General features: G+C 63.8%; 17 protein-coding genes. 8 read left to right on the plus strand and 9 right to left on the minus strand.

The features are described from left to right. The coding region (locus tag B5D38_RS19665) for a 4Fe-4S dicluster domain-containing protein (protein ID WP_207553001.1) at nucleotides 1-316 on the plus strand (316 nt) is incomplete at its 5' end. 122 nt (nucleotides 317-438) lie between these two features. Here B5D38_RS19665 and B5D38_RS19670 read toward each other — a convergent pair. Further along, on the minus strand, nucleotides 439-1,950 hold the full coding sequence (locus tag B5D38_RS19670) for an AMP nucleosidase (RefSeq protein ID WP_078710166.1): 1,512 nt from the start codon (nucleotides 1,948-1,950) through the stop codon (nucleotides 439-441). A 103-nt stretch (nucleotides 1,951-2,053) separates the two neighbouring features. Further along, on the minus strand, nucleotides 2,054-2,233 hold the full coding sequence (locus tag B5D38_RS19675; protein ID WP_078710167.1) for a hypothetical protein: 180 nt from the start codon (nucleotides 2,231-2,233) through the stop codon (nucleotides 2,054-2,056). A gap of 171 nt (nucleotides 2,234-2,404) precedes the next feature. Between B5D38_RS19675 and B5D38_RS19680 the strand changes: the two genes are divergently transcribed. Further along, entirely contained in the window at nucleotides 2,405-3,115 is a 711-nt protein-coding gene (locus B5D38_RS19680; RefSeq protein ID WP_078710168.1) for a glutathione S-transferase N-terminal domain-containing protein, read from the plus strand. 82 nt (nucleotides 3,116-3,197) lie between these two features. Here B5D38_RS19680 and B5D38_RS19685 read toward each other — a convergent pair whose 3' ends face one another. Continuing rightward, on the minus strand, nucleotides 3,198-4,418 hold the full coding sequence (locus B5D38_RS19685; RefSeq protein WP_078710169.1) for a YeeE/YedE family protein: 1,221 nt from the start codon (nucleotides 4,416-4,418) through the stop codon (nucleotides 3,198-3,200). Between the two features lie 390 nt (nucleotides 4,419-4,808). On the opposite strand from B5D38_RS19685, the gene B5D38_RS19690 reads away from it, so the two are divergent. Continuing rightward, nucleotides 4,809-5,081: a hypothetical protein gene (locus B5D38_RS19690; protein ID WP_078710170.1), complete on the plus strand. Its 273-nt coding sequence runs from the start codon at nucleotides 4,809-4,811 to the stop codon at nucleotides 5,079-5,081. 7 nt (nucleotides 5,082-5,088) lie between these two features. Here B5D38_RS19690 and B5D38_RS19695 read toward each other — a convergent pair whose 3' ends face one another. From B5D38_RS19695 to ku, 4 genes are all read right to left on the minus strand, one after another. After that, nucleotides 5,089-6,207, minus strand: coding sequence for a pyridoxal phosphate-dependent aminotransferase (locus B5D38_RS19695; RefSeq protein WP_425349346.1), 1,119 nt, complete (start codon nucleotides 6,205-6,207; stop codon nucleotides 5,089-5,091). After that, on the minus strand, nucleotides 6,207-6,755 hold the full coding sequence (locus B5D38_RS19700) for a gamma carbonic anhydrase family protein (protein WP_078710171.1): 549 nt from the start codon (nucleotides 6,753-6,755) through the stop codon (nucleotides 6,207-6,209). The genes B5D38_RS19695 and B5D38_RS19700 overlap by 1 nt, the downstream gene beginning before the upstream one ends. A gap of 65 nt (nucleotides 6,756-6,820) precedes the next feature. Then, the gene (gene ligD, locus B5D38_RS19705; RefSeq protein ID WP_078710172.1) at nucleotides 6,821-9,376 is read right to left on the minus strand and encodes a DNA ligase D; all 2,556 of its coding nucleotides are present in this window, start codon (nucleotides 9,374-9,376) and stop codon (nucleotides 6,821-6,823) included. A gap of 15 nt (nucleotides 9,377-9,391) precedes the next feature. After that, nucleotides 9,392-10,345: a non-homologous end joining protein Ku gene (ku, locus tag B5D38_RS19710; RefSeq protein ID WP_078710173.1), complete on the minus strand. Its 954-nt coding sequence runs from the start codon at nucleotides 10,343-10,345 to the stop codon at nucleotides 9,392-9,394. Between the two features lie 416 nt (nucleotides 10,346-10,761). On the opposite strand from ku, the gene B5D38_RS19715 reads away from it, so the two are divergent. Further along, nucleotides 10,762-12,000 carry a porin gene (locus B5D38_RS19715; RefSeq protein WP_078710174.1) on the plus strand — a complete coding sequence of 413 codons (1,239 nt, stop codon included), beginning with the start codon at nucleotides 10,762-10,764 and terminating at the stop codon, nucleotides 11,998-12,000. A gap of 633 nt (nucleotides 12,001-12,633) precedes the next feature. Here B5D38_RS19715 and B5D38_RS19725 read toward each other — a convergent pair. Together B5D38_RS19725 and B5D38_RS19730 are read right to left on the minus strand one after the other, a co-directional pair. Beyond that, a complete protein-coding gene (locus B5D38_RS19725; protein ID WP_165690924.1) occupies nucleotides 12,634-13,662 on the minus strand; it encodes a carbohydrate kinase family protein in 1,029 nt (342 codons plus the stop codon). A gap of 325 nt (nucleotides 13,663-13,987) precedes the next feature. Continuing rightward, nucleotides 13,988-16,165, minus strand: a complete 2,178-nt coding sequence (locus tag B5D38_RS19730) for a lytic transglycosylase domain-containing protein (protein ID WP_078710240.1) — start codon at nucleotides 16,163-16,165, stop codon at nucleotides 13,988-13,990. Nucleotides 16,166-16,527: 362 nt separating this feature from the next. On the opposite strand from B5D38_RS19730, the gene dapA reads away from it, so the two are divergent. From dapA to B5D38_RS19750, 4 genes are all read left to right on the plus strand, one after another. Then, complete coding sequence (gene dapA / locus B5D38_RS19735; RefSeq protein WP_078710177.1) at nucleotides 16,528-17,409, plus strand: 4-hydroxy-tetrahydrodipicolinate synthase; 882 nt, start codon at nucleotides 16,528-16,530, stop codon at nucleotides 17,407-17,409. A 105-nt stretch (nucleotides 17,410-17,514) separates the two neighbouring features. Further along, nucleotides 17,515-17,988 (plus strand): SsrA-binding protein SmpB, encoded by a 474-nt coding sequence (gene smpB / locus B5D38_RS19740; RefSeq protein WP_078710178.1) that lies wholly within the window; start codon nucleotides 17,515-17,517, stop codon nucleotides 17,986-17,988. Between the two features lie 137 nt (nucleotides 17,989-18,125). Then, a complete protein-coding gene (locus B5D38_RS19745; protein WP_078710179.1) occupies nucleotides 18,126-18,695 on the plus strand; it encodes a peroxiredoxin in 570 nt (189 codons plus the stop codon). Nucleotides 18,696-19,474: 779 nt separating this feature from the next. After that, nucleotides 19,475-20,923 (plus strand): sensor histidine kinase, encoded by a 1,449-nt coding sequence (locus tag B5D38_RS19750; protein WP_207553002.1) that lies wholly within the window; start codon nucleotides 19,475-19,477, stop codon nucleotides 20,921-20,923. Nucleotides 20,924-20,925 lie beyond the last annotated feature (2 nt).

Genomic DNA, 20,925 nt, shown 5'->3' on the forward strand with positions numbered 1-20,925 from the left:
CGGCGTCCTCACCTTCGATCGGCTGTCGTCGGTGTATCTGACCAACACCCATCACGAGGAGGACCAGCCGGTCCATCTGGTGGTGAAGGACATGGCGCTGCAGAAGCGCTCGGAGCACGACGTCTATGGCGGCCCGTCGCAGCGCTACTGCCCGGCAGCGGTGTACGAATGGGTGGAGACGGAGGGGGAGGCGAGCTTCGTCATCAACGCGGCCAACTGCATCCACTGCAAGACCTGCGACATCAAGGACCCCAACGGCAACATCGACTGGGCCCCCCCGCAGGGCGGAGAAGGGCCAACCTATCAGGCAATGTGAGGCGAGCCGAGACGTGGAACAGAAGGAGAAAGGCAGAGCCTGGCGGGGTAGCCTTTCTCTTACGCGCTGTCTCTTGATGATGCCGCCTGCTCGGCCGCCTCATTCCTGGCGCGGCGGCCTTTCTACTGGAACGCGGTCTCGTAGAAGGAGCGCAGCTTTCGCGAATGGAGCCGCTCGGGCGGCATCTGCGCGAGCTTTTCTATGGCGCGAATGCCGATCCGCAGATGCTGGGCGACCTGGGAGTTGTAGAACTCCGTCGCCATTCCGGGCAGCTTCAGCTCGCCATGCAGCGGCTTGTCGGAGACGCAGAGGAGCGTTCCGTAGGGCACGCGGAAGCGGTAGCCGTTGGCTGCGATGGTCGCCGATTCCATGTCGAGGGCGATGGCCCGAGACTGGGAGAGGCGTTCGACCGGCTCGGTCTGGTCGCGCAGCTCCCAGTTCCGGTTGTCAATGGTGGCGACGGTGCCGGTGCGCATGATGCGCTTCAGGTCATAGCCCGAATAACCGGTCACTTCCGCGACCGCTTCCTCCAGCGCGACCTGCACCTCGGCAAGGGCCGGGATCGGCACCCAGATTGGCAGATCGGCGTCGAGCACGTGATCCTCGCGCACATAGGCGTGGGCCAGCACGTAGTCGCCAAGCGCCTGGGTGTTGCGCAAACCCGCGCAGTGCCCGAGCATCAGCCAGCAATGGGGGCGAAGCACAGCGACGTGGTCTGTGATGGTCTTGGCGTTGGACGGCCCAACGCCGATGTTGATCATGGTAATGCCGGCGCCGTGCTCGCGTACCAGGTGATAGGCCGGCATCTGAGGCATCCTGAGCGGAGCCGCGCCGGATTCGGGCTCGCGGGCGCCGGCGCGCGTGATGAGATTGCCGGGCTCGACAAAATGGGAATAGCCGCCTCCGCCGCCAGCCATCACCTCGCGCGCCATCATGCAGAACTCGTCGATATAGAACTGGTAGTTCGTGAAGAGGACGAAGTTCTGGAAGTGGCGTGGGTTGGTCGCCGTGTAGTGGGCGAGGCGGTGGAGCGAATAGTCGACTCGCTGGGCCGTAAATGGGGCGAGGGGCAAAGGCTCGCCTGGCCGAGGCTCGAAATTGCCGTTGACGATTCGGTCGTCCGTCGCAGCCAGATCAGGCACGTCGAAGAGGTCGCGCAACGGCCGGTTCATCTTTGCCGCCTGGCCTCCGTCGATATAGGAGCCCTCGCGGAAGGCGAAATGCAGCGGGATCGGCGTCGTCGAATCGCCGATATAGACGGGATGGCCATGATTGCGCAGCAGCAGCTCGATCTGCTGGGCGAGATAAGGGCCGAAGAGATCCGGTCGCGTCACCGTCGCGGCATAGTGGCCCGGCTCGGAAACATGGCCGTAGGCAAGGCGCGAATCGACCCGCGCGTGGCTGTCGGTGACAAACGAGATCTGCGGGTAGAACGCCCGGTAGTGCCGGTCGGTCTCGCTGGATTCGAGGACGTGCTTGAACCGGTCGGTGAGGAAGGCGACGGCGCGATCATAGAGCCGGGTTAGCTCCTCGACGGCTGCGGCTGGATCGTTGAAGGCTCGTGCCGCCACCGGCTCGGGCGAGACGAGTGGCAGGTCGACGGAGGCCTGTGAGAGTTGTGTCAACTGAGTCATGCCGCAATCTAGCGGCAAGCCATGACCGGCGGAAGACTGCACGATGACGATTTATCGAAGGGGGTAGGTGCCCCGCATTGCCGAAGCTATAACGCTCCGGCGCCTAAAACAGGCCGGAGGTGCTGCCGTTGATGCAGCCATGGCCGCGTTCAGATCCGCACCCGAGGGTTTGATTGCCCGCCACGTTGCGCAACAACGGACCCTGCTTTGAATCCACCATGGCGCTGAAGCTCGCTGCGAACAGCGCGATGATGGCTACGAGAAACGCCAGTCGGACAAGCATCACGGAACGACTCCGAACATCATTCGCTCACCGTTGCACGGCCAAGCTGAACCTAACCTGACTGCGCCTGGACTCCACACCATCAAAGAGGCGGTTTTTCGAAGCCGCGTCGATGCGCTAGATCAATCGCCTATCATCTGCAAGCCAATCCTCCCATCGAAAGGCTGTTTCATGGACAACACGTCCAATCCCATCGCCCTTTATTACTGGCCGACGCCCAACGGCTGGAAAATCTCGATCATGCTCGAGGAGCTCGGCGTTCCTTACGAGATCCACTATGTGAACATCGGTGCTGGCGACCAGTTCAAGCCTGAATTCCTGGCCATCTCGCCCAACAACCGGATGCCGGCGATCGTCGATCCCGATGGTCCGGGCGGCGAGCCGATCTCCGTCTTCGAGTCCGGCGCGATCCTGCAATATCTCGGCCGCAAGTTCGGCCGCTTCTATCCAAGCGATGAAAGGGCGCGGGTCGCCGTCGACGAATGGCTGTTCTGGCAGGTCGGCGGTCTCGGCCCGATGGCCGGCCAGTGCCATCACTTCCGCAACTATGCGCCGGAAAAGCTGCCTTATGCGATCGATCGCTACACCAACGAGGTGAACCGGCTCTACGGTGTGATGAACAAGCGGCTTGCGGATCATGAATTCCTGGCCGGTGAATATTCCATCGCCGACATGGCGAGCATCGGTTGGGCCTCGCTCTGGGAGAACCAGGGGCAGGACATCGCCGAGTTTCCCAACCTCAAGCGCTGGCTAGACACGATGATGGCACGGCCCGCCGTGGCCAAGGGGCTCGTCATCGGCAAGGAAGAGCGCGAGAAGATGAAGCTTGCGACCGACAAGAATGCGCAGAGCGTTCTCTTCGGTCAGCGCTCGCGCACGTAGCGCCAACCGCTCACGAGCGGAAGTCTGATACACGGCCGGGCTGCATGAACATGCCGCCCGGCCGCTTCGCGTCAGTCGTTCATCATGCGGTCTTGGTGATGCCCGCGGGTGGCTGCTTGAAGAAGAACGGGCGCAGCTTGACGCCGAGCATGTTGCCAAGAAAAGCGAAAACCAGCCACAGCCAACCGTGGACGCTGCCGGATACGACGCCGCCGAAATAGGCGCCGATATTGCAGCCATAGGCGATGCGCGCGCCATAGCCGAGCAGAATGCCGCCGATGGCCGCCGCCAGGACCGAACGCAGCGGTATGCGGAGGTTCGGCGCGAAGCGTCCGGCGAACATCGCGGCGATCATGGCGCCGAGGATGATGCCGATATCCATCACCGAGGTGACGTCGGCCAGGACCGGCGATGCGAGCGCATGCGCGTTTGCCGGCTGCTGCCAATAGAACCACTGCGTCGGGTCGACGCCGAACAGCATCGCGCCCTTGGCGCCCCATAGAGCGAACGCCGAGGTGATTCCCCAGGGCTTTCCGGCGAGCGCCAGCGTGAGGAAGTTGAGAAGCGCCAGAAGCACGCCCCCGATCATGACGGGCCAGGGTCCCCGCAGGACGCGTTGCATGCCGTGATGATCCGGCACCTTCTCCTTTTCGAGTGAGCCGTGGCGGTCACGCTCAACCCTGACGGTGATGGCGGCGACCAGCGCGAACAGCAGCAGCGAAAGCGCCATCGCGCCGCCGGCGCCGAAGCGGTCGACCAGCGAGATCGGCGCCATGTGCGGCAGCGAGGTCCACCAATCGAAGTTGACCGTGCCCAGAACTGAGCCGACACAGAAGAAGAGCAGGGTGATGACCATCCTGGCGTTTCCCCCGCCCACCGTGAAGAGCGTGCCGGAGGCGCATCCACCCCCGAGCTGCATGCCGAGGCCGAACATGAACGAGCCCGCGATGACCGAAAGCCCCACGGGCGAAACGTAGCCCCGGACCGGCGCCCCGAACAATTGCCCGGCATCGAGCACTGGGAAAAACAGGATCACGCCGACGGCGAGCATCAGCATTTGGGCTCGCAAACCTTCGCCGCGACCGTTCACGATGAAGGCGCGCCAAGCGCCGGTGAAGCCGAAGGCGGCGTGGTAAAGCGTCACCCCAAGAGCTGCGCCGACAATGAAGAGCGCGGCGAGAAGGGCGCCATGCGCAAAGCCAATGAAGGCGGCTCCGAGGACCAGGAGAACGATTGCGCCCAGGGTGAGTGGGTTGCCCGAGCCCGCCGGGCTGCGGGAATGCGTCAGCAAGATATTCGACATGGTCAATGTCCGATCTTCTGGAAGACGTTCATTAACCGTATGCGTCCGTCCTCATATTCGCGATGGTTGCTTTTGTCGCGGGCACCGCATCTTGCCGGCCCATACCCGCGACAAATGAGCCCGCCCAGGCGCTTCAGGACAGGCTCCTCATGGCGAAATGGTGAATACTTTCTTCAAGGAAGGATCGTAAGCAACCCAGAGGGTATCGCCTATGTGTATGATAAAAAACGATTTTTAGCCACGGTTTTCTGGAGGTTTCCGGTGGGTTACTTCGGTGTTTAAGTCAAATTAGGCAAGAATTTTAGGTGGCTTTTCAGTCGTGGGAGTCATGATGCCCCCATCAAAGACGAAGGCGCTGATGACGCTTTCGCCAACGACAGGGAAACGACGATGGCACGCTTCGAACTTCTCGACCCTTCGATCGCCACCACCGGTGGGGCGCTGGCTCCGAGCGCCGACGTTCTTTTCGAGATGGGCATGCGCTGCGCCTCCGGGCGCGACGCCGCCACCGATCTCATCGCGGCCCATATGTATTTCAACCTCGCCGACAGCCTGGGCGCGGAACGAGCAGCGTTCTACCGTCAGGAAGTTGCCGCGCAGATGTCGAAGACCGAAATCGCTCGCGCTCTGCGCGCCGCCCGCGAGTGGCACTCGATCCACTGAGCGGACGTTATCTGACGTGTGCCTCCTCGAGAGCGCCCGACAGTGCCTCGGCGAAAAGATCGAGTTCGCTGTCCCGCCCGACGGTCACCCGGATCAGCCGATCGAGTGGAGCGGTGCCGGGCATGCGGATGAACACGCCACGGCGCAGCACGCCCTCCAGGATGCGCCGCGCATGAGCGCCATCGCCGCCGCAATCGATCGCGACGAAATTAGTGCCCGAGGCGAGGGGCCTCAGCCCCGCGGCGACGGCGATTTGTGACAGGCGCTGGCGCGCGGCGGCGATACGCTCCACAGTCTCGCGGAGATAATCCTGGTCCGACAGGGCAGCGAGCGCCGCGACCTGGCTGACCCGCGAAATGCCGAAGTGGTTACGCACCTTGTCGAACTGCGCGATCAGCGATGGGTCGCCGACGGCATAACCGACGCGGATGCCCGCGAGCCCATACGCCTTGGAAAAGGTGCGAAAGCGCACGAGATTGGGGCGCAGCAGCGAGATGGCCGGAAGAGCGGACGGCGGCGCGAGGTCGCCATAGGCTTCATCCAGAATCAGGATCGTTTCTGGCGGCGTCTCGAGAATCAGCCGCTCGACGGCGTCCGCCTCGTGCCAGGAGCCCGTCGGGTTGTCCGGGTTGGCGAAATAGAGAAGCTTCGGGCGCGTCTGCTTCGCCTTTGCGAGAAGCCCGTCCAGATCCTCGGCATCATCCCGATAGGGAACGGTGACAAGCACGCCGCCATGGCCGGTGACGTGATAGTTGAAGGTCGGATAGCCGCCGAACGAGGTCACGACCGTATCGCCGGGAGTGATCGTCATGCGGACGAGCAGGCCGAGCAAGCCGTCTATGCCTTCGCCGACCGAGATCGCCTCCGGCGGCAAGCCGTGATGGCGCGCGATGGCCAGCCGCAATTCATGAACCTCGGGATCGCCATAGGACCAGCTCTCGGACGCGGCCTGCCGCATGGCTTCGACAACGCGGGGCGAGGGGCCGAAGACGCTTTCGTTGGCACCGAGCCGCGCCCGGAACTCGACACCCGTGCGGCGCTCGATGGCCTCGGGGCCGACAAAGGGAATCGTCGCGGGCAATGAGCGAACAAGCGGCGTCACTGCGGGAATGGCTTCGTTCATCATCAGGCTTCCGCCTTTTCCTGCGGCAGGACGGTCAGGGTCGAGCGAAACAGCCGCGCTTTTTCGACATAGTGTTCCGCGCCTTGGCGAAGGCGGGCGATCTCGGATTCCTCAAGCGGTCTGACCACTCTCGCAGGCTGGCCGAGGAGGAGAACGCCGTCCGGAAACGTCTTCCCTTCCGTCACCAGGGCGCCGGCGCCAATCAGTGAATTTCGGCCGACCGTCGCGCCATTGAGCACCGTCGCGCCCATGCCGACCGTCGTGCCGTCGCCGATCGTGCAGCCGTGAAGAATGGCGCTGTGGCCGATGGTGCAGAAGGCTCCCACCGTCAGAGGAAAACCCATGTCGGTGTGGCAGACGACGTTCTCTTGAATGTTGCTGCCGTCGCCGATCTCGATCCACTCGTTGTCGCCGCGCAGGGTGGCGCCGAACCAGATGCCGACATTCTCGCCCAGCCGGACCCGGCCGATCGCATAGGCTCCAGGGGCGATGAAAACGGTTTGGGGAGCGGAAAGCTCCGGCTCTTGGCCGTCAAGAGAATAGAAGGGCATTGAACGTCTCCGTGGGCGGCGGGATCACCGCCCGCCAAGTCTCGCCAGACACGGAAGATGGCCTATCACGCCAGGCCTACGCCCGACAGCGCCTTCTTGGTCAGGGACTGCCGGACACCCGCATAGTCGCTCCACGGGTCGGGTTGGTCGAGCCGGGCGAGCACGTCCGCCGGATGGAAGACATTGGCGGCGGCGAGCCCTTCCAGTTCTTCCCACGATACAGGCGTCGCCACCGGCGCGCCCTGCCGCGAGCGCGTGGAATAGGGCGCGATCGCGGTGGAGCCGCGTTCATTGCGCAGCCAGTCGATGAAGATGCGGCCCTTGCGCTTGGCCTTGGACATCGTCGCGACATAGCGCTGTGGCTCCTCGTCGGCGGCAGTATTCGCAAAGGCGCGGGCGAACGCCTTGACGCTCGTCCAGTCCTGCCGCCGGGAGAGGGGCGCCACGACATGAACGCCCTTGCCCCCGCTGACGAGGGGGAAGCTGTCGAGGCCGAGGCGCCCCAGCCTATCCTTGAGGTCGATCGCGGCGGCCTTTACCGCGTCGAAGCCGAGCTCCTCGTCGGGGTCGAGATCGAAGACCATGCGGTCGGGATTTTCGATCCGGTCGTTGCGCGAGCCCCAGATGTGGAACTCGAGAGCGTTCATCTGGAGGGCGGAGACGAGGCCGGCCGCATCGGAAACGTAGAGATAATCCTCGGTCGAGCCGTCCTTCTCCGTGATCGGGATCTTACGGACCGACTCGGGAAAGCCTCCGGAGTCGTGCTTTTGGAAAAAGCATGCCTTTTGCCGCCCCTGCGGGCATCGGACGAGGGAGAGGGGGCGGCCACCCGCATAGACGAGCATGCGCTCGGCCGCGCGCTCGTAATAATGGGCGAGGTCTCGCTTCGTCAGGCCCTGGCTCTCGAAGAGGACGCGATCGGGATGTGTCAGGCGGACACCCGCAACGCGCGCGGCATCGTCATTCGTCATCGCGGCGGCTCCTTTCCCTTTCGGCTGCGTCTTCGGGGGTGTTCCGGCCGGGCGCTCGTCGACCACCTCGGTCGCCGCCTTATCCTCCCGGAGGCCCTTGAACACGCCGTGACGGATGTTGCCGTCAGCGGTTAGTTCGGCAAAGGAGACCTCGGCGACCAGCGTCGGCTCGATGAAGGTGGCGCCACGACGCGCCTCTCGCGGCAGGTCGGCGAAAGGTGAAGCCTTCGTCTTTAGCGCCTCGAAACGCTCCATCAGCTCCGCCATCTGGCCGTCGCCGAAGCCGCTTCCGACCTTGCCGCGATAATGCAGCCGACCTTCCTCCCACGTGCCGAGGAGAATCGATCGGAATGCGCGCCGCTTCTTATCGGTGGCGGCAAAGCCGCCGATCACGAACTCCTGCCGCCTGCCGCACTTCACCTTCAGCCACGACGTTCCGCGCCCTTCGCGGTACGGCGCGTCGGCGCGTTTGGCGACAATTCCCTCGTGGCCGGCGGCGCAGATGCCCTTGAGCACGGCCGAGGCTCTGCCTCGCACGTGTTCGCTGAAGAGAAGAGCCGGCTGATTCGTTTCTCGAACCAGCTTTTCCAGCCTGCTCTTGCGTTCGATCAGCGGCAGACGCGAAAGGTCGGCGCCATCGAGCTCCAACAGGTCGAAAGCGAAATACGCAAGCTCGCCGCCCTCCTTCAGCCGCTTCTGCAGCGTCGAGAAATCGGTGCCGCCGTGCTCGTCGAACGCCACCACCTCGCCGTCGAGCAGGGCGCTCTTGCAGGCGAGCGCCTGGAGCGAAGGCAGCAGCGCCGCGAATCTCTCCGTCCAGTCGAGGCCGGTCCGGGTGTAGAGCTTGGCCTCCTCGGCCGCGACGGCGACGAGCGCCCTGTAGCCGTCGTACTTCATCTCGCTGAGCCAGTCGGAGCCTTCCGGCGGAGTATCGGTAAGCGTTGCGAGCTGGACGGGGCGGAAAGCGGGAAGAGCCAGCGCCTTGCCGGTCCGCTTGACCGGCTTCTTCTTGTCCGCCGCCGGCTTCTCGCTGCTCTTGGCCTTGCGGCTATGCCAGACGGGCGAATGGCCATTCGCGATCGCGTCGAGATCGCCGCCGGTCTTCACGCTCAACGGCATCTCGTCCGTCACATGTCGGTCGGGATCAGCGTGCTCATCCTTCTCCTTGATCAGCAGCCAGTTCTCGCGCTTCTCGCCCTTCTTGGGCTTCATCCGCACGAGCGCCCAATGACCGACAAGCTTTTCGCCGTGGAGGATCATCTTCAAGGAACCCTCGGCAAGGCCCGCCTCGGCATCACCGACCGGTTCCCAGGTGCCGCGATCCCAAAGCATCACCGTGCCGCCGCCGTACTGGCCCTTCGGAATGGTGCCCTCGAAGTCGCCATAGTCGAGAGGGTGATCCTCCGTGCGCACCGCGAGCCGCTTGTCGGCGGGGTCGAAGCTCGGACCGCGCGTCACGGCCCAGCTTTTCAGGACGCCCTCCCACTCGACGCGGAAATCATAGTGCAGGCGCGTCGCGTCGTGCTTCTGAACGCAAAAGAAGAGGTCCTTGCCGGCGCGGGGCGCGGCGTCTCCGGACGGCTCGGCCGTCTGGCTGAAGTCGCGCTTCTCGCGATAGCTCTTGAGAAGGTGCCGGGTCGTCGCCGCCATCGGGAGCAAACACCCTTAGGCGGACTTGCGGCGCCGGGAGGAGGACGAGGACCCGCCCTTCGCCTCGGTCTGCTTCTTCTCCGAAGTTTTGCGGCTGGTGGAGCCGCGTTTCGCGGCGGCGCCCTTCGCGCTCTCCGAGTTGGCGCCTTCCTTCTTCTTGCTCGCACCGTCGGAGCGATCGCTTTCCAGGCTCTTCTTGAGGCTCGACATCAGGTCGACGATGTTGCCCTTCTGCTGCCGCGGCGTCTCCTCTTCCTCCTCTTCCACCGAGGCGGTGCCGCCGGACTTGCGCTTCTCGGCGATCAACCGCTTCAGGGCATCCACGTAATGGTCCTTGAAGGCGGCGGCATCGAAGGGCCCCGTCTTGCGCTTGATCAGCTCACTCGCCACCGCAAGAAGATCCTCCTCGGCCTTGTCCGCCGAAATGTCGGAGAAGATCGAGTCGGACTTTCTGATCTCGTCCTCGTAGTGCAGCGTTTCGAGGAGCAGGCCGGTGCCGCAGGGCCGAATGGCGACGAGGTATTCCTTGCCGCGCAGCGAGAGTTGCCCCAGGCCGGTCTTGGACGCCTGGCGCAGCGCGTCTCGCACGACGCGGAAGGCATCCTCGGCGAGCTCGTCCTGCGGAACCAAATAATAGGGCTTGTCGAAATAGAGCGGTGGAATCTCGCAGGTATCGACGAACTGGATCAGTTCCAGCGTCTTCTTGGTCTCCAGCTTGACGTCGTCTATTTCGTCGTCGGTCAAAAGGACATACTCGTCCTTGCCGATCTCGTATCCCTTGACGATGTCGGCCGGATCGATTGGCCCGAGGCCCGGCACCACCTTTTCGTAATGCACCCGCTTGCCGCTTTCGCGGTGGATCTGGCGAAAGCTGATGGACGAGCCCGACGACGTCGCCGCGTACATCTCCACCGGGATCGAAACCAGCGACAGGCGAATCTGCCCCTTCCACACCGGGCGTGGCGCCATCGACCAACTCCTTCACGCAAGATCGCCGCTCCGGTGGCGAAAACGCCTCAGGCGTTCCAACGTTCCGATCCGGCTCTTGCAGAGGGCGATGATGATTCCTCGCCCATTGTCCGCCAAACGCGGCCCAAAGCCGAGAAACAGAGGCGCCGATGCCCGTCTCGTTAAGGCATTCTTCATCTTGGTTAACGGTCGGTAAGCAAAATCGTGACTTTGACGCAACAGCGGTGTGACCAATGCGTCTCAGGGGGGCTCCGGAGGCATTTCTACGATTGCAACGCGAACGGTCCTGGATATTGTCCTCATCAGAAAGGACGCGGAGCAATTGCTTCGGGGGCTTTCGAAGAGGGGATTGGGGCAGGGAAGGCTGTCCTTCGTAAAAAGGCCCAACCCTAACCTAAATGACTGGAGGTCAGGACATGAACATCAAGAGCCTTCTTCTCGGCTCCGCTGCGGCCCTCGTCGCAGTCTCTGGCGCTCGCGCCGCCGACGCCGTCGTGATGGCCGAACCCGAGCCCGTTGACTACGTCCGCGTTTGCGACGTTTACGGCGCCGGCTTCTTCTACATCCCGGGCACCGAAACCTGCATCAAGTTCGGCGGCCTCGTCCGCATGGACTTCAAGGCGGCCAGCGACACGTCTGTGCTCAACGACGAAGGTGACGACTACAACGTCTACACCCGCGTCCGTGCCCGTCTGAACATCGACGTCCGCGAGCAGACCGAGCTCGGCGAACTGCAGTCGTACATCCGGTTCCAGGCGACCAACACCAGCGGCGCTTCCAACGACGTTGGCATGGACCAGGCTTACGTCAACCTCGGTGGCTTCACCATTGGTAAGCAGGACTCCCTGTTCACCTGGAACGACGGCTTCTACACCGACGAAGATCTGCCGGTCGGCGATATCTCGGTCAACCGCGTTGGCTACACTTTCGCTGCCAATGGCTTCGAAGCGGCGGTTTCGCTCGAAGACGACGGCTCGCTCGACGCGATGCCCGACGTTGTCGGCAGCTTGAAGTACGGCGGTGCCTGGGGCAGCGTCTATGTCGCCGGTGTGTACGACGAGAACACCGACAACATGCGCGACTACGCCGCTGGCTCCTTCTCCGGCTACGACCTCGTGTACAACCCGGCGACCGGCAACGTCGATGCGGTCCTGACCGGCTACAACTACATCGGTCTCGACCCGAATGGCGACTACGACGATGCGTTCGCCGTCAAGGCTGGCATCGAAGTGTCTCCGTGGCAGGATGCGAAGTTCAAGGTCGAGGGCAGCTGGGCGTCGGATCCGACGAACTACTCCACGAACGACCTGTACTACGGTCTTGACCAGAACGAAGAGACCGATCTCGGCTTCGATCCGGGTGATGTGCCGGTCGAGTGGCAGGTTGGCGCTGGTTACGGCCAGTCCTTCGGCAAGGTCAACGTCGCTCTGTCGGGCGTCTATGGTAAGACCTTCGACCTCTACGGCTTCGACGGTACCGGTGCGCTCGTGAACTACGGCGATGCCGACTACTACAAGCTCGTCGGCGACGTCGGCTACAACTTCACCAAGAACTTCTTCGCTCTGGCTGAAGTTAGCTACACCAACCTCGACCCGGATGGCTTCGACGACATCGACCAGACCCAGGGCTTCCTGCGCCTGCAGCGTAACTTCTAATCATCGTCTCACGACGGTGTAGGGAAAGGCCCGGCATTTGCCGGGCCTTTTTCGTTGTGGGATCAGCTCAGAGCATGAAGATTGCCGAAACCCGGGCAGTCGTTGGTGGAAGTCTTTGGCCGGGCCTTCATCATCCCGGCAGCGGCGGGGGCGCTTCAGAGCCGAGGTGCCAAGCCCCGCAGTTTCTTGGACATTGCTCGCAAAGGCCCAAAGAGCCGCCGACAGGTCATAGGTGACAAGCGCGGTCAGCCGCGGCGGGCCACGATTGAGGAGAAGGCGATTTCGTCAAAAGGCGATGTCGTCGAACTGCCGAAGATGACCGGCGCAACGACGCCGAAGGTTTCTCGCCCTTGTGTCCCCGCCGGGGGGCGCCTACCAGCGCGCCGGTCGTTTCGATCCGGGATGCCTGGACGGCGAACGTCCTGCGCGGCGATCTCGAGGACGGTCGCCAGATGCGGACCGTGCGGCTGCCCATGATCGCGGAGGTCACCTTAACGCGCGGAGCCCGGCTTGGCCCGATCAGATCCTCGAGCTGATGAAACGACGTGCCGCTCGCTTTGGTGGACGGATGGCAACGGCCTGAATCGCTCTGACGGGCAATGATTGAAGGTGCGGGCGCGGATGCGCGTCGCTCTAATCGTACCGCCTGATCAGGTCCAAGAGCCTGTCGAGCGGCACCGCGCCGCCGGCCGCCGAGGCCGCGAAGAGGTTGAAGTGGGCGAGGGCGGTGCCGAGCTTCAGGCACATGGCGACGTCATGACCCTCGTGAAGTCCATAAAGAACCCCGGCGCAGAACGCATCGCCCGCGCCGAGCGCGCTCACCATCTCCTCTTTGGGGACGGGATAGGACGGCTGGTGGCGGGCGGCACCATCTGCCGTCGCCGCAACGGCGCCGGCCGGGCAGTGGATCGCCACGAGTTCTCCCACGCCCATCGCCAGAATGGCGCGCGCGGCGCGGTCCATGGCTTCCCAATCCGGCCGATCGCCCTGTGGGAGAGCCACGCCGGACAGATGCGCGGCCTCGACGTCATTGACGATGAGATAGTCGGTGTGGGGAAGGGCTGGGACGACGAAGCGGGCGTAGCGGCTCGCCTCATTATCGGATACGAGGTCCAGCGACGTTCGAAAGCCCTTCGCCTTCAGCATGGCGAGCGCACGCGCTCCGGCCGAGCCGTACTCCGCGTCTTCTATGTCCAGGCCTTCGAGCAGCAGCAGGTAGGCGAGATGGGCAATCCGGGCTGGATGATCGAGCCTGGCGCAGAAGCCGGCGTCGAGGCGGCTGTTTGCACCGTGGGAGTGGAAGAACGTCCTGGTCGCGTTGGCTTGGCTGATCATGACATGGGTGAAGGAGGTCGTGGCACCGGGCTGGACGACGACGTGACTCGTGTCGATGTCGCTTTTGGAGAATTCGCCGCGCAGGAACCGGCCGTCCTCGTCGTCGCCGACCAGACCCGCCACCGCGAGCTTCAGGGATGGATCAACGCGGGCAAGGTCGAAAAGGACATTGGCCGCGCCGCCCCCGACGCTCGCCGCGCTTTCCGAGATGAGGGCGAGAAGCGATTCGGCCGGGTAGCTCGAAATCCGGTGAGTCTTATCGACGATCAGGTTGCCGATGGCGAGAATGCCGCTGCGTTCCGTCGCCAATCGAGAGCTTTCGGTCATCCTGATTCCTCCCATTTCCCCGAAATGCCCGATCCTGTCGCTCGGCATTCTCTCCCCACCGATTCGAAGAATAGGCTCGTCGCCCGGAGACAGCTACACTGTGGGCGAATGGTCGCGCATTTCCCGAATGCGACGAGGCGACGCGCCTTCCTCCAGGCGCGCCTGTGTTCGGTGGGTAATGCGATCGATCACGATCGCCCTACCTCACGCCCGCCGTGATGGCGCATGATGGATTTTGCAGGCCTCAGGAGGGGGCCGGCGTCATCTCCTGACGACGCCGAAAAAGCCCTACTCCCCATGAGGCAAGCCGGGCGTCGGAAGTTCGTCAGCCGGCGCGGCCGAAGCGCAGGTCGCGCTCGATGTCGAAGCCGGCGCCAAGGCGCATCTTGTAGACCTCGTAGTTCTCCATCACCCGCTGAACGTAATTGCGGGTCTCGGTGAAGGGAATGCGCTCGATCCAGTCGATCACCTCGTCCAGCGACTTGCCCCTCGGATCTCCGAATCTTTCGACCCACTCGCGGGCGCGGCGCGGTCCGGCGTTGTAGGCGATGAAGGTCAGGATGTAGGAGCCGCCGAAATCATCGATCTGCTGGCCGAGATATTGGCTGCCAAGCGTGGCGTTGTAGCCGGCATCGGAGGAGAGGCGCGCGAGGGAATAGGGCACACCCACCTTCTGCGCCATGGTCTTCGCCGTGCCTGGCAGAAGCTGGAGCAGGCCGAGTGCCCCCGCCGGTGAGCGGGCGTCGGCCCGGAACTCGCTTTCCTGCCTGGCGATGGCGTAGGCGAGAGCCTTCCCCGCCGCGGAAATCCGCGCGTCGGAGGGAATCACGCCGACCGGGAAGGCGAGCGCGGGCGCATCGATCCCGCGCCAGCTCGCCTGCTTGCCGATGCGCAGCGATAGGTAGTGGTCGCCCCGCCGCTCGGCCATGGCGGAAAGAAGCGCCAGCTCGCCGGGATTGGTCAGCTCGTCCGCGAGACCGCGATAGAGGAGGGTGGCGCGGCTGTCGTAGTCGACCGATTCAAGTCGCTTGATCGCCTGGACCGGTTCGCGCGAGGCAAAGCGCCGCCGCTCCGCATCCGATGGAGAAGGATAGACGACGTCGGCAGGGCGGGCGCCGAGCCGGGCGGCCGCGAGCTGTCCGTAAAACGTCGTGCCGAAGCGGGCCGCCTGGGCGTAGAGGGAGCGGGCGTTGCCGGGGCCACCGGCTTCCGCCGCCCGGCCCTGCCAGTAATAGGCGCGCGAGAGCGACAAGGGCATCGTCGAGAATCGGGCAATCTGGGCGAAGTGCCGGCTTGCGGTCGCGGGATCTCTCAGAAAGCGCAGCGCGTACCAGCCGGCATGAAATTCCGCTTCCGCCGCCTCGGAGGAGTTTTCCGCCGAATGCGACGCGGCCACCCTATAGGCGGTGCGCGGGTCGCCATCGTCGATGAGATCGCGGGAGACGATACGCCTCTCGTTCCACCACGCGTCGGGGTCGATCAGCTGCGCCGCGTCGCGCGGGGCCTGCTGCAGAACGCGGGCTGCCTCTTCGGTCTTGCCGGCCTTGCGCAGATATTCGACCTGGGCGAACAGAAAGCCAGGATCGGAACGCCAGTACTGGCTGGCCCGCGAGAGGAGCTGCGGCGTGTTCTTGTCGCCTCGGATCGCCGCCGCCCGTGCGCTGTAAAGCGATTCCGCGTTGGCGAGCTTTGCCACCCGACCAGCCTGCGTCACGCGGTCGGCGTAGAGCAGGCGATCCATGCGATACTTGTGGTCCGCCTGGGTCAGGATGGACCCGAACGTCTGGAGCATGGCCGATTCGGTGGACGTGTCCAAATCGTCCTCACGCCAGACGCGGGAGACGAGAGCCTTCGCCTTGCCGGCCTGGCCGACTTCCAGGAATGCGCGAGCGAGCGCCATGGCGCCCTCCGCGGTCTCGGGCCGGCTGTTGGCGAACGCGGCGATGACAGTGCGAGCGTCCGGACGCTCGCGATAGATCGCGCGCTCGCTATTGGCGCGAAGGGTCTTCATCCCCGGCCAGTCCGCCAGCTCGCGGGCCGTGCTCGCGATCTCGTAGGAGGGAACGTCGGGGCCGCCGTGGAGCGCGATGGCCCAGGAGAGGATATGCCGATCCAGCGAGCCAGGCAGGAGACCTTCCCGGATCGAGCGCGCCCTGACGACGTCTTCCTTGTTCAGCGCATCGAGCCCTGAATGCAGGTTCCCGGCCATGGCCGAAATGCCGCTGGAGCGAGGGGCGGCGAACGACGCGATGGACGCCGTCTGATCCTGCGCGGGCCGAGCCATCGGAGCCGGCGCCGGGCGCGGAATCAGGGGATTGGCCGGCACGGCATAGCCGCCGAAGCGCGCCGGGTCGACCTGAGCCGCGGGGGGATTGCCGTAGGGCCGTGCCGTCGGGATCGGGCCGGCGGCAGGCAGCTGCACCTCGGCTGCCACGCAGGGCGTGGCCAGAGAGGCCAGCATTCCGGCGCGCAAGATAAGCCGGGTCAACGCCTTTGCAGACATGATCACCTTTCCACTGGGCGGCCTTCGCCGCCAATCCGTTCTTGGTGAAGAAACTGTTCCGAATGTCCCACGATCTAGGTGAAAACTTCGTAAAAATGCATATTTTTGGCAGCGACGGAAAGTCATTGCCTCGCAAATGTGACGGCCCGTTCGGGAAAGTCATTTTCCGAAGTTCGACGGGTGCGCCCCGGCAGCGCACCGCATGCCACCTACCGACTTTCCATCTGCGCCGGTTGGTATATGGTCGCCGCGAAAGCGGCACCCATATGGCAAAAGGCCGGACTGGCCCCAGAGCGATCGAGGCCGATGGTTGCGCGAAAAGACACACGGACAGAGGGCGCGTCAACGCGAGCGAGGCAAGAATGTTCAAGGGATCAATTACGGCGCTGGTGACGCCCTTCGCCGAAGACGGGTCTCTCGCCGAGGCGACGTTCCGCGCCTTCGTCGAATGGCAGATCGCGGAGGGCTCCAACGGGCTTGTGCCGATGGGCACGACGGGGGAATCTCCTACCCTTACCCACGACGAGCACAAGGCCGTGGTGGCGCTTTGCATCGAGACGGCCAAGGGGCGCGTTCCGGTGATCGCGGGCGCGGGCTCCAACAACACGGCCGAGGCCATCGATCTCGCTCGCTTCGCCGAACAGGCGGGCGCGGATGCGGTGCTGGTCGTCACGCCCTATTACAACAAGCCGAACCAGCGGGGCCTTTACGCTCATTACGCGGCGATCGCCAAGGCCGTCAGCCTGCCGATCTTCATCTATAACATTCCGGGGCGCTCGATCATCGACATGACGCCCGAGACGATGGGTCAGCTCGCTTCGGACTTTCCCAATATCGTCGGGGTGAAGGACGCAACGGCCAAGCTGGACCGCGTGTCGGAGCAGCGCGCGGCCTGCGGGCCCGATTTCATCCAGCTTTCCGGTGAGGATGCAACCGCTCTCGGCTTCAACGCCCATGGCGGCGTGGGCTGCATTTCAGTGACGGCCAATGTCGCGCCCCGGCTTTGCGCCGAATTTCAGGCGGCTTGCGCCCGGGGCGACTATGCGGCGGCGCTGGATTACCAGGATCGTCTGATGCCGCTTCACAAGGCGATGTTCATCGAGCCGAATCCGGCGGGCGCCAAATATGCGCTGTCTCGCCTCGGATGGGCTGAGAACCATCTGCGCTCACCTCTCGTTCCTGTCGCGGAGACGACAGAGAAGACGATTGACGCCGCCTTGCGGCATGCCGGGCTCATCAACTGAAATCCCGTGCACGGATTTTCAGGTGCCGGCGCAGTCCCTATCTCTTCTCTGTCTTTCCGGCAGACCGGAAGACGCCGGCATCCCTCATTTGCAATGCGAAACTAAATGGCCAAGACCAAGACCAGCCGATCGAACGTTGCCGCGGAGAACCGCAAGGCGCGTTATAACTATGAGATCATCGATACGCTCGAAGCGGGACTTGCCCTGACCGGAACAGAGGTGAAGTCGCTGCGCCAGGGCAAGGCGACGATCGCCGAATCCTACGCGACGGAGGAGGGGGGCGAGCTTTGGCTGATCAACTCCTTCATCCCCGAATATCTCGAGGGAAACCGCTTCAATCATGAGCCGAAGCGGCGGCGCAAGCTGTTGGTACACCGCACCCAGCTCAACCGGCTGGCGGGCGCCGTGCAGCGGGATGGCATGACGCTGGTGCCGCTGCGCATCTACTTCAACGATCGCGGGCGGGCCAAACTCGCCCTGGCACTGGCCAAGGGCAAGAACGCGCCGGACAAGCGCCAGACCATCAAGGAGCGCGACTGGAACCGCCAGAAGCAGCGCGTCCTGCGGGAGCACGGCTGAACGACGACGCTCCTGGCGCCTGCTGATAAGGGCGCTCTGCACAGTCCTCCATCTGCTGTCTTTCGCGGGGAGCGGGTTGCGTTCCTGGGCATTCCGCACGACCATGCCTGAGAGGCAAATCAGCCGGGGAGGACACCATGAGCGACTTCACCAAGCTTCCCGACAATCTGGAGGCGCCGCGCGACGACGGTGGCGCCAGCCATCTTCTGGGAATGCTCCTGCCGCGGACCGAGCTGCCGGCGACCGACGGAACCATGGTCGACCTTAGCCAGTGCAAGGGCATCACGGTGCTCTATGCCTATCCGCTGACCGGGCGGCCCGGCTGTGCCCTGCCAGGGGGCTGGAACGATATCCCCGGCGCGCGCGGCTGTACGCCGCAGGCGTGCTCCTTCCGCAACCTCTCCCAGGAACTCAAGTCCTTGGGGATGGATCACCTGTTCGGCGTCTCGACGCAGACGACGGCCTATCAGAAGGAGGCGGCGGAACGCTTGCAGCTGCCGTTTCCGCTGCTGTCGGATTCTCGCGGCGAGCTGCAGGCTCTCCTCGACCTGCCGACCTTCACCGCCGACGACGAGGTTCTGCTGAAGCGTCTGACGGTGATTGCCGTGGAGGGCCGGATCGAGAAGGTGTTCTATCCCGTGTTTCCGCCGGACAGGAACGCGGAGGACGTGGCGCGCTGGCTCCGTCTTCGTCCTGATCTGCACTGACAGCTTCCTCAACGGGAGCGGTTCGCTGGCGGCTGTTCCGTTGCGGTGCCTGTTCGGGGGAGCAGGTTTGAACGCGTCGCGAGGGCTGATTGCCCAGACTCTCTCGTATACCGGGTGGTCGCAAGCGTCCAAATTGATTGGAGCCGATGACCGCGCTTGTGGCCAAGTAGTTTCTTGTTCAGTTTCTGTTAATTTCCGAACATGGTAAAAGATAGCGCAAATTGATTTGCCCATGATTTGCTTGGGGCTCTTGGGTCCATGAAGTGAGGCGCGGGATGAATTTATTAGAAGTTCCTGCGGCGGGTGACGTCTTGCCAATAAATAGCGTTCGCATCGACACTTCTGGACCGGAGGAAATCAATGTATTTTCTCCGAATTCGTATGTGGGTTCGCCGCCTATTCCGGATTTGGCGTTTTGGACCTGGCATGTTGCCGAGGATCGGCTTTCCTGGTCTGGGCAAACGCATCTCTTCTTTTCAGGCATTGCTGTTCCACAACGCCTTGATGCGTTGCTTGCGCTGATCCATCCCGCCGACCGCCCGTGGGTCAGGGCACGGTTGGGTGCCGCATTGCGGCTGGGACACTCGTTCAAGGCGGGGTGTCGGGGTCAGATAGCGGGGCTCGCATCGCGGCCAATCATGCTTCGCGCAGCGATCCAAAGGGACGAGCGGGGAGGCGCGGTGCGTCTGGACGGCGCCCTGATCGCGCTCGACGCGGACGCGCGCGCCAGTCTCTCGCGCAGAGACTTATCTTCTGAGGCTGTCGCGATAGGGGAGCGGTTGTCAGAGCGATCCGAAGGCGCGGCTGCCAATGGCGCTCGCGCCAGCGACGAAAGCTGCCATAAGGCAATTGGTGACGCGGCGCTACGCGAAAGCGAGAGCCGCTTTCGGCATCTGGCTGACGCCATGCCCCAGCTGGTGTGGACCGCCTTGGGCGACGGAACGGTCGACTACTACAATTGCCGTTTCCAGGAATATTCAGGGATAGACCAGCTACCGGATGGCAGCTTCATCTGGGCACCGGTCGTTCATCCGGATGATCTGGAGAAGACAGTGGCTGCATGGTCCACGGCTGTTACGACGGGTGAGGAGTATTTCTGCGAGCATCGGGTGCAGCGCGGGGACGGGAGCTGGCGATGGCATGTCAGCCGGGCGGTCCCGCAAAAAGGCGAGGATGGTGCGGTCGTCCGCTGGTTCGGCACGGCGACCGACATCCACCCGGTCAAGATGGCCGAGGACGAGCTCAGGCAGGAGCAGGAACAACTGCGTATCGCGCTCGATGTGGCCAAGCTGGGCAACTGGTCATGGGACCAGCGTTCGCGATTGCTGCAGCTTTCTCCGAGAAGTCGCGAGATCTTCGGCCTGTCGCCGAGCTGCGTCGCGAGTTGGGCGACGCAGCGGAGTCTGATTCTGCCGGAAGATCTGGCGACGGTGTCTCAGGCGATTGCGGATCCCTCCGCCGAGGGGCGCGAACTCAGATTCGAGTGCCGCATTAGACGGCCCAGCGGTTCGCAGGCTCGGATATCGGTCCGCGGTCTGCTTCAGCGGGACCAATCGGACCAGCTGGTCGAGGGCTCGGGAATTGTGCGAGACATCACGGAAGACGCACAGGTCGAGGCGCAGCGATCCCTGCTGCTCCATGAGCTCAACCACCGCGTCAAGAACACCCTCGCCGTGGTGCAAGGGATCTCCTCTCAAACCTTCCGCGGGAATGTCGACACGGAAACCGCCCGCCGGGAGTTCGAGCGCCGCATCGCGGCGCTGTCTCGCGCTCACGATCTCCTCACTGCATCGAACTGGAACGCAACCAACTTATCGGAGATCATCGCCGATCAGATCGGCGTCTATCACACCAGCGATCGGCTCGACATAGACGGCCGCGATATGAAGATCAGGCCGAAGATCGCCGTCAGCCTTGCGCTTGCGCTCCACGAGCTCTTCACCAACGCCACCAAGTACGGCGCGCTCTCCAACGAAACGGGTCGGGTTTCCGTGCGCTGGAGCGTGGATCAGGAGAAGAGGACGTTCGTTCTCATCTGGCAGGAGAGCAGAGGGCCGGTGGTCGCTCCTCCGTCGAAGCGGGGCTTCGGCTCTCGGTTGATCGAGCGCGCGCTGGCGGGAGAACTGGGTGGGCGCGCCGAGATGGAGTTTCGGGAAGACGGGCTGCGATGCACCATTGCCGCGCCGGCCAGCGCACTGGCGCCACCGCCCCTGGAGGGCGAAGGCTGAGT

It is taken from the genome of Consotaella salsifontis, assembly GCF_900167365.1.
Taxonomy (GTDB): Bacteria; Pseudomonadota; Alphaproteobacteria; order Rhizobiales; family Rhizobiaceae; genus Consotaella; species Consotaella salsifontis.